The 15,046-nt window shown below is 39.0% G+C and carries 10 protein-coding genes; 5 read left to right on the forward strand and 5 right to left on the reverse strand.

Annotation, left to right across the window (positions count from 1 at the left end; translation table 11 throughout):
• Positions 1 to 11: 11 nt before the first annotated feature.
• Positions 12 to 1,661, reverse strand: a complete 1,650-nt coding sequence (gene pstA / locus HUU81_RS13525; protein ID WP_199609467.1) for a phosphate ABC transporter permease PstA — start codon at positions 1,659 to 1,661, stop codon at positions 12 to 14.
• An 11-nt stretch (positions 1,662 to 1,672) separates the two neighbouring features.
• Positions 1,673 to 3,916 (reverse strand): ABC transporter permease subunit, encoded by a 2,244-nt coding sequence (locus tag HUU81_RS13530; protein WP_233520504.1) that lies wholly within the window; start codon positions 3,914 to 3,916, stop codon positions 1,673 to 1,675.
• A gap of 260 nt (positions 3,917 to 4,176) precedes the next feature.
• Here HUU81_RS13530 and HUU81_RS13535 point away from each other — a divergent pair, with 260 nt between their 5' ends.
• From HUU81_RS13535 to ppx, 3 genes are all read left to right on the forward strand, one after another.
• Positions 4,177 to 4,722, forward strand: a complete 546-nt coding sequence (locus HUU81_RS13535) for a glycine cleavage system protein R (protein ID WP_199609468.1) — start codon at positions 4,177 to 4,179, stop codon at positions 4,720 to 4,722.
• A 257-nt stretch (positions 4,723 to 4,979) separates the two neighbouring features.
• Positions 4,980 to 7,109 (forward strand): polyphosphate kinase 1, encoded by a 2,130-nt coding sequence (ppk1, locus tag HUU81_RS13540; protein WP_199609469.1) that lies wholly within the window; start codon positions 4,980 to 4,982, stop codon positions 7,107 to 7,109.
• Between the two features lie 96 nt (positions 7,110 to 7,205).
• Positions 7,206 to 8,720 (forward strand): exopolyphosphatase, encoded by a 1,515-nt coding sequence (gene ppx, locus HUU81_RS13545; protein ID WP_199609470.1) that lies wholly within the window; start codon positions 7,206 to 7,208, stop codon positions 8,718 to 8,720.
• Between the two features lie 122 nt (positions 8,721 to 8,842).
• Here the strand turns inward: ppx and HUU81_RS13550 are convergent, their stop codons facing one another.
• Together HUU81_RS13550 and HUU81_RS13555 are read right to left on the reverse strand one after the other, a co-directional pair.
• Complete coding sequence (locus HUU81_RS13550; RefSeq protein WP_199609471.1) at positions 8,843 to 9,811, reverse strand: PstS family phosphate ABC transporter substrate-binding protein; 969 nt, start codon at positions 9,809 to 9,811, stop codon at positions 8,843 to 8,845.
• A gap of 132 nt (positions 9,812 to 9,943) precedes the next feature.
• Positions 9,944 to 10,876 (reverse strand): LysR family transcriptional regulator, encoded by a 933-nt coding sequence (locus HUU81_RS13555; RefSeq protein ID WP_199609472.1) that lies wholly within the window; start codon positions 10,874 to 10,876, stop codon positions 9,944 to 9,946.
• A 142-nt stretch (positions 10,877 to 11,018) separates the two neighbouring features.
• On the opposite strand from HUU81_RS13555, the gene HUU81_RS13560 reads away from it, so the two are divergent.
• Entirely contained in the window at positions 11,019 to 12,023 is a 1,005-nt protein-coding gene (locus HUU81_RS13560) for an NADP-dependent oxidoreductase (protein ID WP_199609473.1), read from the forward strand.
• A gap of 300 nt (positions 12,024 to 12,323) precedes the next feature.
• Positions 12,324 to 12,779: a Rap1a/Tai family immunity protein gene (locus tag HUU81_RS13565; protein WP_199609474.1), complete on the forward strand. Its 456-nt coding sequence runs from the start codon at positions 12,324 to 12,326 to the stop codon at positions 12,777 to 12,779.
• A 233-nt stretch (positions 12,780 to 13,012) separates the two neighbouring features.
• Here the strand turns inward: HUU81_RS13565 and HUU81_RS13570 are convergent, their stop codons facing one another.
• On the reverse strand, positions 13,013 to 14,797 hold the full coding sequence (locus tag HUU81_RS13570; RefSeq protein WP_199609475.1) for a DUF885 domain-containing protein: 1,785 nt from the start codon (positions 14,795 to 14,797) through the stop codon (positions 13,013 to 13,015).
• Between the last annotated feature and the right edge of the window lie 249 nt (positions 14,798 to 15,046).

Genomic DNA, 15,046 nt, shown 5'->3' on the forward strand with positions numbered 1-15,046 from the left:
CGCTATGCAGATTAATGCTCTAGCGATCTAAATTTCTCTCGTAAATGATTTCGTATTCCAATCGCGGTGATATTTAACGCGACAATAACCGAAACCAATAAAAATGCGGTGGCATAAACCAGCGGTCGTGCCGCTTCTACATTCGGGCTTTGGAAACCAACATCATAAATATGGAAACCTAAGTGCATAAATTTTCTATCAACATGAATAAACGGGAAATTGCCATCTAAAGGTAATGTTGGTGCCATTTTTACTACACCCACCAACATTAATGGCGCAACTTCACCGGCAGCACGCGCAACAGCAAGAATCAATCCAGTCATAATTGCTGGGCTTGCCATTGGAATAACGATACGCCATAACGTTTCTGCTTTAGTCGCCCCTAACGCTAATGACCCTTCACGTACGGCACTAGGTATACGTGACAACCCTTCTTCTGTAGAAACAATAACCACAGGTAAGGTTAATATTGCTAGCGTTAATGCTGACCATAATACACCTGGAGTACCAAATGTTGGGCCGGGTAAAGCTTCTGGATAAAATAATTTATCTATTGAACCACCCAACATATAAACAAAGAAACCTAAGCCAAATACACCGTAAACGATAGAAGGTACACCTGCTAAGTTAATTACTGCAATGCGGATAATTTTAGTGACCGAGTTTTGCGCAGCATATTCATGTAGATAAATGGCAGCGATTACTCCAAACGGCGTCACAATAACAGCCATCAGCATCACCATAAATACTGTACCAAATATGGCAGGAAACACACCGCCTTCCGTATTTGCTTCACGCGGGTCGTCAGTAATAAACTTTGCTAATTGCTTAAAGTAAGTGCCTACTTTACTGATAAAAGACATGTCATTAGGCATGGTGTAATCTAAGATCATTGCAATCGGAATGCTGACTTCTTTATTACGCATATCCTTTACAATAACGGTATCACGGTCAGCCTTAGCGCGAAGTGCAAAAAGTTGCTTTTCGTACGCTAAAAACTCTGCACGCAGCTCTGCTTTTTGCTGATTAATGTCGGCAAGCTTTGTTGCAGTAAGTTCATTATCAAGCTCAAGCGCACGTTGCTTTAAACGCAACTTTTCTAATTTATAGTTAATACTACCAATCGGGCCATTTTGCAGATCAAGGGCTTGCTCGTTTAATGAAACAGCACGCTCAATCATCGCATCAAGGTTTGCAATCTTATCGCCAGCCATTGGCTGACCATCTTGCAGTATTTCTACTATATATCCATAGAAGTTGCCGTTCTTAGTACGTTCAAATTTGGCGATACCTTCAGGCGTTGTTCGGCTAGTAATATTGGTTTCAAGCAACCAACGGAAATCTAGCTCAACGTATTCGCGGTTACCTGTTTTAATGAGGTAACGTTCTACAAACTCTTTGTTGTAACCTTCTAAAGCTAGACCTTTACCACGCAAACGTGCAGTAGGAACTTGCTCTTTGTCATACAGCTCACCAATAATCGTTTGCTGTGTTCCATCAGGCTGAACTAAATCATACTGATATATATCAGACGGCCAAAAGTAACTTAAACCACGCCAACCAATTAATAGTAATAATCCGATGACTGAAATTAAGCTGATACTTACTGCACCCGCTGTCATCCAAATCCAAGGCGCACCTGACTTAAACCAATTATTCATGTGTGACTTCCTTATAATGAACTGTATTTTTCACGCAGGCGCTGTCTTACAAACTCCGCCACAGTGTTAAAAATGAATGTGAAAATAAACAGCACAAACGCTGCAAGGAATAAAATTCGATAATGTGAACTGCCTACCTCTGACTCTGGCATTTCAACAGCAATGTTTGCAGACAGTGTTCGCATACCTTGGAAAATACTCCAATCCATAATTGGGGTATTACCCGTTGCCATTAATACGATCATTGTTTCGCCAACAGCACGACCTAACCCCATCATAATTGCTGAGAAAATCCCTGGACTGGCGGTTAGTAGAACAACACGAGTCAGTGTTTGCCACTGAGTTGCCCCTAACGCCAATGAACCATTAGACAAGTGTTTAGGCACTGAGAACACCGCATCTTCTGCAATAGAGAAAATAGTTGGGATAACAGCAAAGCCCATAGCAATACCAACAACGAGTGAGTTACGTTGATCAAAATCGATGCCTAAGTCGTTTGTAATAAACGCGCGAATATCCCCGCCAAACATTAACTCTTCAACTGCTGGACTCACGGCAAAACAGAAGTATGAAACAATGATTACAATAGGTACCAAGATCATTGGCTCCCATCCTTCAGGCACTATTTGTTTCGCTTTGCTAGATAGATTGTGCCAAGCAAACGCGGTAAGTATTATTGCGACAGGAAGTAAAATGAGGATTAATACCACCGCGGGTAAATATTCTTCCATTAATGGCGCTAACCATAAACCTGCTAAGAAACCTAAAATAACAGTAGGTAAGGCTTCCATAATCTCAATGGTAGGTTTTACCGTTTTACGCATGCTTGGTGACATAAAGTAAGCGGTATAAATAGCTGCCGATAAGCCTATTGGCACTGCAAATAGCATGGCATACATTGCAGCTTTAATCGTACCAAAAGAAATAGGCACTAAGCTGAATTTAGACTCAAAATCATCTGATGCAGAGGTAGACTGCCAAATATAATCAGGCTCTGGGTAGCCTTCATACCAAACTTCTGACCACAGTGCAGACCAGGTAACTTCTGGGTGTTCATTTTCAATTTCGAATACTTTTAATGTGTTATCAGACACGATTAAAACGGCGTTAGAGCGCGGAGCAACAGCAAGCGCGTCAATCGGGCCGTTAAAAATAGACTGTTGTAATAGCGTTGCTTCACTCGTAGTGTAATAAACGCCAAGTGAGCCATCGTCACCCGTTGCAAAAAACGTTTTACGGTAATATTCAGGATATAATTTATTTACTTTGTCTGAACTGCCGACAAATTGACGTATTTCTTTGAAGGCCCTACCGTTTTCTGAATTAACCTCAAACCACTGCGAAATAACTCCATTACTATTAGTAATCATTAATGAGTTAGCCCCTGCTAGTAACATTGCATCTACCACATTGGCATTTTGAGCATTCGCGCTAAATGTTTGAATCACTTCTACGTCTTCAGGATCGCGTGTATCAACAATAAAAATATTATTCTCTGCACGTACAATCGCACGTGATAAATCGGGAGTTAACAATACTTGCGATGGCTTAGTTGACGGGATCTCAATCGTGGAGAATGTTGGCGTCCACTCAATTTCTTCCGTCATCATATTTTCTTCAGCAAGCCAATGAGAAAAAATGACCGCGTTATCTTCAGTAATCGCAATAAATCCAGCCGTTTCTTCATCTACTGAAAACGCAAACTGCTTAAGGGCACGGCCTTCTTCGTCAATTTGTAATGGTTCCTGACCAAATGGATAAGCAATATCAGGCGAGATCTTTCGTTTATTATCTGGGAAGGTAACAAGAAATCTAGGACGAACAACAGTTACAGAACCATCGTCATAAGCATAAGCGTATTGACCAATATGTGGGGCAGTTTGAGCGAATGCACTGATATTTGCTTGTTCAGTAACAGAAACAGATTTAATTGTTGTACCTGAAGTTGGTTTTTTTAACGTAAAAAACTCAACTATACCCGTACTTGTAAATCGATAACCAATTTCTGTTTGCTCTTCTAAGCCAACCGCTAATGTATTGCCAATGTCATTATTTTTATTTAACTCAATGGTAGTACGCTCTTCTATTTCAACTGAATGGAAAATAGGTTCAACCACGTACAATAAGTAAAAAAAGATCAACAACAATGCCACTAAAACCATTACGCCACCAAAGGTAACGCCGTATTTAGCGAATTTATCTTTATATAATCGAAAGCTTTCAGTTGTCAAAGCCATCGAACTTTGTTGTGACATACTTGCCTCTACCCTAAAAATTTGAGCCGGATTATATTTCACTTATATGACACTAATGTTACAGCAGCAAAAAAATGCCATTTTTAGCTCTAACTAGGCGGGGAAAACAGCTAGCAACTAGTAAGCAGCTGATAAAGAAGAAGATTAGCAACTTGTTATACACTTATTAAATTTATAAGACTAAAATACTAGACATCTTCGATAAAATATGGCATTAAAGTTAGACTTATCTTCCCTTTCAAGACTAGTGGTATCTGCCAATGAAACAACTTGTATTAACTGTTATTGGTCCTGACAAACCAGGATTAGTAGACTCTCTTTCCAAAACAGTACTTGAAAACCATGGTAATTGGTTAGCAAGTAATTTATCTCACTTAGCGGGTCATTTTGCTGGCATAGTACAAGTAGAAGTTGATGAAACGCATTTACAAACATTGCAAGATGCACTTGCATCCCTTGAAGACTTATCAGTAAAAGTTGAACTTGGTGCACAAGCGCTTATCTCTGATGTAGAAAAACTAACCTTAGTGATCACAGGTAATGACAGACCCGGCATTGTGCAAGAACTGTCAAGTGTTATCCAGCATAAAGGCGCTAATATTTTACACTTTACTAGTAAACAGCAAAGCGCACCTAATTGGGGCTCACCTATCTTTAACGCACAAGCTACTGTTACGTTACCTAAGGGTATGGATGCTGATGAGGTCATTTCTGCACTTGAGTCCATTGCTAACGATATTTTTGTTGAAGCAGAAGTCGATGAAAGTGATTCACACGCTTATCAACCAAGTGAAGCATCAGCATAATACACACTCGCTTGACTAGACTGTCCGCGATTAACTCTCTCAGTCACATCATCAATTAGCTATGATGTGACTTACTGTACACATCGCACATACCGTACATACTAAACCTACTATACTCACCCTACTTTGCTTCTTTTTCCATTTACATATTTTCGACAGCCTAGCTTAAACGCATAAACCGTCTAAAATTTATTACATTACGCTTCCAAAACAAATAATCGCTTATAAACCGCTCTAATAATAACGAGGCTAATTGTATGCCAAACGATAGCCAACAACCATTTTCAGCACAATCTGTTACCTCTCAGCAGCGCTATTTTCCAAAAGAGTTAAGCTGGTTATCTTTTAATGAACGTGTATTACAGGAAGCTGAAGATCCTGTTAATCCGGTAATTGAACGCGTTCGATTTTTAGGTATTTTTTCCAGTAACTTAGATGAGTTTTTTCGTGTTCGCGTATCACAAGTTAAACGGAAGATTTTACTGGGTAATCTGCGCCAAAGTGAATTCGACTTTAATCAAGAAGTGCTACTTAATGATATTCAAAAGAAAGTATTAGTGTTACACCAGAAATTTAATCAAATTTTTGAAGATGTCATGAAAGAGCTAACAGCCAACTTTATAGAAATTGTTAGCGCTGATTCACTCTCTAACGAACAAAGTAAATGGCTAGCACAATTTTTTAAAGATAAGGTACTACGGTTTATATCCCCAATTATCGTTACCGATGCCTTAGATTTAATTAGCTGCCTTGAAGACCATTTAACGTACTTTTTTGTTGAAATGGACAACGAAAGTAAGCAAACGTACGCCGTGATTGAAATCCCAAGTGAAGATATGAATCGCTTTGTGCAATTGCCTACATCATCAAAAATGAGCACTAAACAATTTATTCTATTAGATGACGTAGTTTGCCACTTTCTACATGCTATTTTTAAGGGCTTATTTCAGTTTGAACGAATTAGCGCTTATTCATTTAAAGTGACAAGAGATGCAGCTTACGATATCAAGGATGAGGTTGACGAAGGCATATTAGGTAAAATATCTAAAAGCTTGAAGCAGCGCTTAACAGCAGAGCCAGTGCGAGCAGTATATGAGCAAAGTATGCCTGAACGAATGCTTAAAATGCTTAAAAAAAAGCTCAAGCTAACATCTTACGATTCGCTTACCGCAGGTGGACATTATCGTAATTTTAAAGACTTTATTAATTTTCCCAATATCGGCAAAAACCATTTAGAATTTCCAAAGCTACCCGCTATCGAAAGTAAAGCGTTCACTCGCCACAGCACAGTATTTGAGGCGATTAGTCAAAGCGACATCCTGCTCTATTACCCATATCATAAGTTTAAACATTTCACCGAATTCATTCGCCAAGCCTCATTCGATCCTAAGGTCACTCATATTCGACTAAATATTTATCGCGTAGCCAAAAAATCACGCATTATTGGCTCATTAAAAGACGCGGTGCGCAACGGCAAACAAGTCACTGTGGTGGTTGAACTGCGCGCACGCTTTGACGAAGAAGCCAATATTCAATGGGCAAGAGTCATGCAAGAAGCTGGCGTGACTGTTTTGTTTGGTATCCCTTCATTAAAAGTACATTGCAAGCTCTGTTTAGTTACCCGTAAAGAAAAAAAGCAATTAGTAAACTATGCGCATATCGGCACAGGGAACTTTCATGAAAAAAACGCCAAAATATATACCGACTTCAGCCTGTTTACCAAAGATCCATTCATTACTCAGGAAGTAGATAGTGTTTTTAAATTTATTTCTCATAGCTTTAAGCGCTTTGAATTTAAACACCTGCTCTTATCACCACTAAACGCACGAGATGGATTAAATACATTAATTGATAATGAAATTAGCCAAGCAAAACAAGGCAAACCGAGCGGTATTAAATTAAAAGTAAACAACCTTGTAGATAAGCAATTAATCGATAAATTGTATGAGGCAAGCTCAGCAGGTGTCCCTATAAAGTTATTAGTGCGTGGCATGGTTTCACTGGTACCAAATATTCCTAATGTAAGTGAAAACATCACTGTTATGAGTATTGTTGACCGATTTTTAGAACACCCTAGAGTGATGGTGTTTGAAAATAATGGGTCACCTAAAGTATTTATTTCTTCGGCTGACTGGATGCGTAGAAACATAGATGAGCGTGTTGAAGTGGCAGTACCAATTTACAATGAGAAATTGAAAACACGCATTCTTGACCTATTAGATATTCAATTTAACGATACCGTTAAAGCAAGAGTGATCGATTCACAGCAACAAAATTGCTATTTGTCAGCAGTCGAAATGCCTGAAAGGCAAGCATTTCAGTCACCTAAAAAAGCGATACGTTCCCAAGTAGAAATTTACAATTATATAAAGCGATTAGAGTCATAGCGTTGTATCTTATAAAAATACAAGTGATTGCTACTAAACAGTTATATAAAAAACTGCTAAAGTGCGGCGATATATATTCCACTAACTGTATAACGAATGACAAGTAAACCATTACGCCACGAGCGCGATATTAATACAGTTGCCGCTGTAGATTTAGGCTCTAACAGCTTCCATTTAGTGCTCGCTCGCTTTATCGATCAAGACGTACAAATTCTTCACCGTGAAAAGCAAAAAGTAAAACTTGCATCTGGCCTTGATGAGAATAACGTACTCGACGAAGAAGCAATGCAACGTGGTTTAAAAGCACTAAGCTATTTTGCAGATACATTACAAGGCTTTCCCCTTCAAAATGTAAGAGTAGTAGCTACCTATTCTTTACGTACCGCCATTAATGCCAATACTTTTATTAGCCGTGCAGCTGACATTTTCCCTTACCCTATTGAAGTTATTTCAGGACAAGAAGAGGCACGCTTAATTTATCAAGGTGTTGCTAACTCGGTGCATTCTCTTGGGCAAAGATTAGTTATCGATATAGGTGGTGGCAGCACCGAGCTAGTTATCGGTGAGGCCTTTACGCCAATAGCACAAAGCAGCCGAAATGTAGGTTGTGTTAGCTTAACGGATAAATATTTTGCTGACGGCGCTATTACTGCAGAAGCATTCCAACAAGCCATACTACTTGCCCAGCAAGAGCTAGAACCCATTCTTGAAAAATATCAATCTCTTGGTTGGCAACACTGTTTTGGTACTTCTGGTGCGGTAAAGTCAATCTGTGATATTCACGAAGCTGAAGGTATGTCAGATGGCAGCTTAACCCTCTCGTCCCTCAAGGCATTGCAACAAAGAGTTCAAACGGTTGATCACATTGATCAGGTTAATCTTAACGGGTTAGCAGAAGACCGACGCTCTATTTTATGTGGCGGTTTAGCTATATTGCTCGCCGCATTTGACATGTTTAATATTAAACGAATGCGCTTTGCCGATAAGGCGCTACGTGAAGGTGTACTTTACCAAATGGTAGAGCATGATGAGCAAGGTGATATTCGTGAGCGTGCGGTAAACAGCTTAGCAACGCGCTTTGATACTGACACTGCTCACGCCAGCAGAGTGGAACAAACAGCCATGTCCTTGTTTGATCAAGTCAAAACAAGTTGGCAACTGAATGGCTCTCCAGAGCTTAAACTATTATTAAAGTGGGCCTGCCAATTACACGAAGTCGGTTTACATATTAATGCATCTAGCGTGCATCGCCACTCAGCTTACATCATCGCTAACTCTCCACTTTCTGGCTTTAACGTTGAGCAACAGAATATATTGGCAGCATTGGTAAGAATGTATCGTAAAAAGGTAAAGCTGCATTTGCTACCGCAACTTACCAATTACAAAGCACCGCAGGTTCATCGCTTACTTGCCATTTTTCGTCTAGCGTCGTTACTTAGCCAAAAACGTCAGGATCAGTATTTGCCGCAGTACAGCTTTAGTGCAAAAGACAACGCATGTAAACTCACACTGCCTCAGCAGTGGTTAACTAAGCAAGCGCTATTAAAAGCAGATTTAGAAAATGAAATAATACAGTTACAAAAATTAGGAATTGAATTAAGCGTTAACTAGCTCAGGCTTTTCAAATTAAAAATGCCCCAGCAAGCTGGGGCAACAGGTTGGTACTAGTTTTAGCTAGTATTTATACAGTCCTTGTATTTTTACATTAAACAACGTGCTTACAACAAGTTAGGCTAAAGTAAGCCTAACTTTTTCATTTCTTTTTGCGCTACCTTAGCAGGCAAAGGAATGTATCCGTCTTTTTCAACAATTTTTTGACCGTCTTTAGACAAAATCATTTTTAAGAATTCTTGTTCCATTGGTGAAAGCGGTTTATTAGGATGCTTGTTCACATAAACATATAGGAAGCGTGATAACGGATACTTGCCCGAAACCGCATTATTCATTGTTGCATCAACATATTCACCGCCTTTTTTCGCAAGCGCAACAGCACGAACGCCTGACGTTTTATAGCCAATTCCTGAATACCCAATTGCATTCAATGATGCTGATACTGATTGCACAACAGACGCAGAGCCAGGCTGTTCATTTACCGTATTTTTAAAGTCGCCTTTACAAAGGGCTTTTTTCTTAAAGTATCCGTATGTGCCAGAAACAGAGTTACGACCAAATAACTGAACGTCTTTGTTTGTCCACTCACCATTTAAGCCCAAGTCACCCCAGCGCGTTACTTTGTTGCCCGAGCCACACTTTAGTGTAGAAGAGAATACTGCATCTACGTCGTTAATTGATAAACCTTGAATTGGGTTATCTTTATGAACAAATACTGCCAATGCATCAATTGCAACGCGAACAGGTGTTGGTTTATAGCCATGGCGTTTTTCAAATGCTTCTTTTTCTTTTGACTTCATCTTGCGGCTCATTGGACCAAACTGAGAAGTACCTTCAGTTAGTGCTGGTGGCGCTGTAGATGAGCCCGCAGCTTGAATTTGCACATTTACATTAGGGTATGAACGCTTATACTCTTCAGCCCAAAATGTCATCATGTTTGCTAACGTGTCTGAACCAACCGATGATAAGTTGCCCGAAATACCACTGGTTTTTTCATATTCTGGTAAGTTTGCATCAACGGCCATCGCTTGGCTTGAGATCATCGTTGCAGCAGCAAAACCTAATGCACTGACTAAAGTTTTAAGTTTCATTATAAGCTCCATACATTGGAAGATTAATTGAGCCACTTCAGGATATTTGAAGTAGCAAGCAAGTTTATGCGCTCAAGTGTAGATACTATTTATGACATAAATGTGACAAATGAAACTTTGATGAAATATTCTTTAATTCTTAATTGTTTGCTGAAGCTCAATGTCACATAGTTGCGTGTAAATATAATCAATACACAGCTTAACTTTTGTAATCTGATACTTAGATTTCAAAAACAACATAAACACGCCCACATCACCACCGGGGCTAACTGATACTGGGAACTCTGTAGGCACATTCACTAACTCCCCTGAAGCCAAATAGTTAGCAACGCTCCACTTAGGCACGCATGCAATACCACGACCATTAATCAACGCTTGCTCAAATACACTGCCATTATTACTAATTAAACTGGGTGCTAAGGGCAATTTCTGCCAATCTAACTCATTCATATACCAGTCTATAATGCCCGAAGGTGCACGATACTGAAGTGTGTTAACTTGCAATAGTTGCGCTTTAGATAAGGGTAACGCATCAGTACCTAAGGTAGCCAAATACTGTGGAGAACTAACTAATATAAATTCATTGTTAGATAGCCGCTTTGCGATTAAATGTTCATCAGGTGCAAATCCGCCGCGAATCGCAATATCAACAGGATCTTGCCCTAGCGAAATAAGTTCATCGCTGTAGTGCAAATCGAAAATAATTTTAGGATAAAGTTTATTAAACTCTAACAAAATGGGGGTTAATCGCTTTTCACCATATGTCGGCATGCAACTTATTGAAATAACTCCAGCAGGTGCCTCTAGCTGCTGACTGATCATGACATCGGCTTCATCTAAACGCTGAATGCCTTCACATATCATAGAGTAGTAACGTTGCCCAAGTTCAGTAAGATGCACTTGGCGAGTACTACGCTGCAATAATTCAACACCAATTAGTGTTTCTAAGTCCCTTACCCGCCTTGAAATTGACGATGCAGGTACATCAAATTCATTAGCAGCTAATGTAAAACTTCCTAGTTCAGCCACGCGTTTAAAATATTTAAGCCCTCGTAATTTATCCATTCTTTTTCCATTAAAAAATCAGCTTTATTGCCTTTTAAGCAAAAGTGTATATCAAAAGTGCCTATTTTTCTTAAGCCTTTTGCCTCTTAACATATCGCTCAACTTATCAAATTATTTGTTTACAGTATTAGGAACACACATCATGCAAGCATTACAGTTAACTCAATATGGTGATATTGACGCAAGTTTATCGTTTAACACTATTGCCAAACCAACAATTACAAGCTCACAAGTATTGGTTAAGGTAAATGCGTCTAGTATTAATCCAGTAGATTATAAGGTGGTCAATGGTAACTTTAAGGCTCTGATTAAACTTGAACTACCTAGTGGCTTAGGTTTTGATTTAAGTGGTGAAGTCGTTGACGTTGGCTCAGCAGTATCTAACTTTAACATTGGCGACCAAGTGTTTGCCCGAGTCAGTGAAGAACAAATAGGCACCTTAGCTGAATATGCAGTAGTTGAACATGAACACCTAGCACTAAAACCTGTTGCTTTATCACATACTGAAGCTGCCAGCATACCATTGGTTGGCTTAACGTCCTTACAGGCTATGATTAACATTGGTAAGCTTAAAAAAGGCGACAAAGTATTGATTCATGCAGGTTCAGGTGGCATTGGCTCAATGGCTATTCAATTGGCTAAAGCACACGGCGCTTATGTCGCTACTACCACCAGCACCAACAATGTTGAATGGGTAAAACAACTCGGCGCAGACCGCGTGATCGATTACAAAAAGCAAAACTATATCGAGTTAATTAATGAGTTTGACTTAGTGTATGACACGCTCGGTGGAGAATATACTAAAGACGCCTTTCGAGTTATTAAACAAGGTGGGCGAGTTGTCTCGATTGTAGGTGATTTAGATCCTCAAACCATAGATGAGTTTGGTGTGAACTGGTTCATTAGCACCCTATTGAAGTTTAAGTCTCGTAAAATTATGAAACTGGCTAAAAATAAGTCTGCACTATATCGTATGGTAATTATGCGACCTAACGGTGAGCAACTAACTAAACTTGGCGAATTATACCAAGATCAAATTATCAAACCGATTATTGATAAAGTTTACTCTTTTAGTGAAAGCAAAAAAGCGCTGAGTTATTTAGCGACGGGGCGCGCAAAGGGAAAGGTTGTGGTAAACATTGATTAGTTCTGAGTGATTGCACAATGCATTGGGTTCCTACTCAATGCATTCAAGTTTATTAAATAGCTATTACAGGCAATAGAAAAATGCCAGCAACTTTTTATTTAACATTGCGGTTTTATCTGTAATTGAACTATAACTTATTAAATAGCGATAACTTATTTAGCGGTCTAGCTGAAATGACGGAATGCACATTAATTAATGATGTGTAAAATTTCATAATAGGTAACAACTACAATTTGTTTTGCGTTTTTAACGCTAACCACCCCAATTAACAAATACCATCTCATATCAGGAGAAAATATAATGAAGAACCGTGGTAGTTTACTTTACTTGCCTGTGATTATTTTTGGCATGACGCAGACCAATTCTTCAGTTGCTATTGAACCGCTGACACAAAAAGAATTATATGGTTTATGTAAAAATTTTCAGGTAGATAGTGAAAGCAGCGAGAGCCAGCAATGCATTCGTTATATAAAAGGCTTTATCGATGGAGCTGTAGCTATTGATTCTGGGATAACTTCCGATCCTCAAGCTGATAAACGTTTGACCTTTTCTGAACGTGCGTTCAAAACTCGTATAAATAACCGCTTAAATAGGTATGCTGCACCTGTAAGTAATGACTTTTGCCTAGGGAAACCTGTCCCAATTAAAGAAGTTATAAATAAAGTAGCCTACAACCTTTTGAGCAAATCTGACTCTGATGAGTTAGCGTTATTTGTGGTTTACACTACTTTGCGCCAAGAATATCCGTGCAAGTAAACATGCTAAATTGTAAATTTAATTAGATATCGACATAGCTAGTTTATATTACCAACGCCGGAATTTAGTACAAAAAACATAGTATGTAAATCTCTATATTGTAAGTAGTAGGCTAACTCTGAAGCACAGCACTCTTGAAGAGATAGCCCTCTATGGAGGAGGTTGACAGTGAACGAAAAACCGGATTAAGAAGTCTAGGCGTTCTCGTTCAAAACTACTTAATCCGTATAAATTTACTTCATCAATTGACGAATATATTTTACTGGCGCACTACCATAACTTAAAAATTGCTCGTGGAATGCTTTTAGGTCGAAGTCACTGCCCAATTTTTGCTTTTGCGCTTCACGAAAGTCGTATATTTCACGGTAACCGCTGTAATAACTGGTAAGTTGAACTTGGCTTAGTGTTGCTCTTCGCCACTTGCCTTCGGCTTCTGCTCGCTCTTGAAACGCGCCGTTCATGAGTAAATCTAACCCTTCTTCTTGGGTCATATTATTTACGTGAATACCGTAATCCAAAATGGTGTTACAAATCACTCGTAAGTTCCATTTGTAATACATTAACCACATTTCTGGCTCAAAATTGCCGTAGCCCTCTTCAAGCATCATGCGCTCAGCGTAAACAGCCCAACCTTCTATCATTGCGCCGTTACCAAATACGCTTTTAATTAATGATGGTGATTCGTTAGCATAAACCAGTTGCACATAGTGCCCAGGAATGGCTTCATGAATATTTAAAATTTGTAATATCCAGTGGTTATATTCTCTTAAGTATGACTCGGCTTGCTCTTCATCCATATTGTCTAGCGGCGTTACATTGTAATACGTATTTTCTTTTTTATCGTAAGGTCCCGGAGAACTAATTGATGCACCTGCGAAACCTCGCATATATTCTGGCGTTTCGCGCACCACTAATGGCTTGTCAGGATCCAGCGTTACTAAATTATTTTTACGAACAAACGTTTCAAGCTCAGGAATTTGACGCTTAATTTCAGATATAAAATTGTCTTTAGCAACATGTTTAACTGATAAGTGTTTGATGAGCCTTGCAATAGCTTCGTTGTCAGACGCGGGCTTTGCTGTATTAGGGAAATACTTTGGCCATAATTGCTCGGTAAGCTTAACCATTTCAGCGGTTACTCGAGCCTTATCTGCCAAGGCTTTTTGATTCATTTGTTTTGCGGTGTAACCAGACTGGATATTAAGCGCAAATTTTTCTTCATAAAGTGCTTCGCCAATTCTAAATGAACGTGCATCTCCATTTTTAGCTAATGTTTGCTCGAGTGCTGTTAAAAATGAGATATAGTTTTTTATGGCTTCGACTGCTTGACTATAGCGCCCCATAAAGAGTTTTTGGTCGTCTGACGAAAGATTAGATTGCTCCACTTTCTTTAGTAATTCATCATTCAGTATGCTGAAAGCACCTTGGTTTTGCTGAATAGCCAGCTGAGTATATTCTAATGTTGGATTATTAATGTTTTGCTGTGCTGCATTGTAGTAATCTGGTACATACTGTAACCGTTTTAACACAAGTGATAGTTTCTCATCATCGGTCTTAAATCGGCTATTAAGTATTTGTGCAAAACCTCCGGCTACATTGTAATTAGATGGATTCCACTGCCAGTCTTTAAACGTTTTGGTATACCAAGCTTCACTTTGTAACGCATTTTCTATTAAGTAATAATCAATTTTTTGTTTAGGTGCTAATTTAGTTAGGTCAAAAGCACGAAGCTGCGCTAGTTTAGACTCAACAAACGCCATATTGCTTACCATTGATTCCGCATTCGGAATAGTAATTATGTGGTCGTATTTACCATATCCAGCCCATGTAGAGGACTCAGGAAACTGTCTCCAATAATCTTCGATAAACTGATCGGAAAACTGCGTGAAACGCTCGCTTACACTTTGCTCGGAAGCTACCGCACTTTCATAACTTGCCGAGTTAGATTGTTGTGCACTGTTACAACCTGCCAAACCTATAGCCGCAATTAGCGCTAAGCTTAATGCTGATCTTTTCATTTCACTTTCCCCGTTTAATATTCTTCATTTAAAGTCATAGCCAACTAAAGATAATGCTGGCTGTATTTTTTATTATGATAATTAGACGTTACATTAATGATTTAGCGTAGCCAACATATATTGTGCAGATAGGGGGGATTTATTGAAGTTAAATGTTATTAGAGCGTGTTTTAGAAATACATAAAACCAATGGTGATATTAGTAGCCTAATGCTAATAATCTGATGTAATTAGTAATCTGATGTGATGA

It is taken from the genome of Flocculibacter collagenilyticus (genome assembly GCF_016469335.1).
Taxonomy (GTDB): domain Bacteria; phylum Pseudomonadota; class Gammaproteobacteria; order Enterobacterales; family Alteromonadaceae; genus Flocculibacter; species Flocculibacter collagenilyticus.

Coding starts and splice junctions, on each gene's coding strand:
- pstA (WP_199609467.1), bottom strand. CDS start 1,661: ATGAATAATTGGTTTAAGTCAGGTGCGCCTTGGATTTGGATGACAGCG.
- HUU81_RS13530 (WP_233520504.1), bottom strand. CDS start 3,916: ATGTCACAACAAAGTTCGATGGCTTTGACAACTGAAAGCTTTCGATTA.
- HUU81_RS13535 (WP_199609468.1), top strand. CDS start 4,177: ATGAAACAACTTGTATTAACTGTTATTGGTCCTGACAAACCAGGATTA.
- ppk1 (WP_199609469.1), top strand. CDS start 4,980: ATGCCAAACGATAGCCAACAACCATTTTCAGCACAATCTGTTACCTCT.
- ppx (WP_199609470.1), top strand. CDS start 7,206: ATGACAAGTAAACCATTACGCCACGAGCGCGATATTAATACAGTTGCC.
- HUU81_RS13550 (WP_199609471.1), bottom strand. CDS start 9,811: ATGAAACTTAAAACTTTAGTCAGTGCATTAGGTTTTGCTGCTGCAACG.
- HUU81_RS13555 (WP_199609472.1), bottom strand. CDS start 10,876: ATGGATAAATTACGAGGGCTTAAATATTTTAAACGCGTGGCTGAACTA.
- HUU81_RS13560 (WP_199609473.1), top strand. CDS start 11,019: ATGCAAGCATTACAGTTAACTCAATATGGTGATATTGACGCAAGTTTA.
- HUU81_RS13565 (WP_199609474.1), top strand. CDS start 12,324: ATGAAGAACCGTGGTAGTTTACTTTACTTGCCTGTGATTATTTTTGGC.
- HUU81_RS13570 (WP_199609475.1), bottom strand. CDS start 14,797: ATGAAAAGATCAGCATTAAGCTTAGCGCTAATTGCGGCTATAGGTTTG.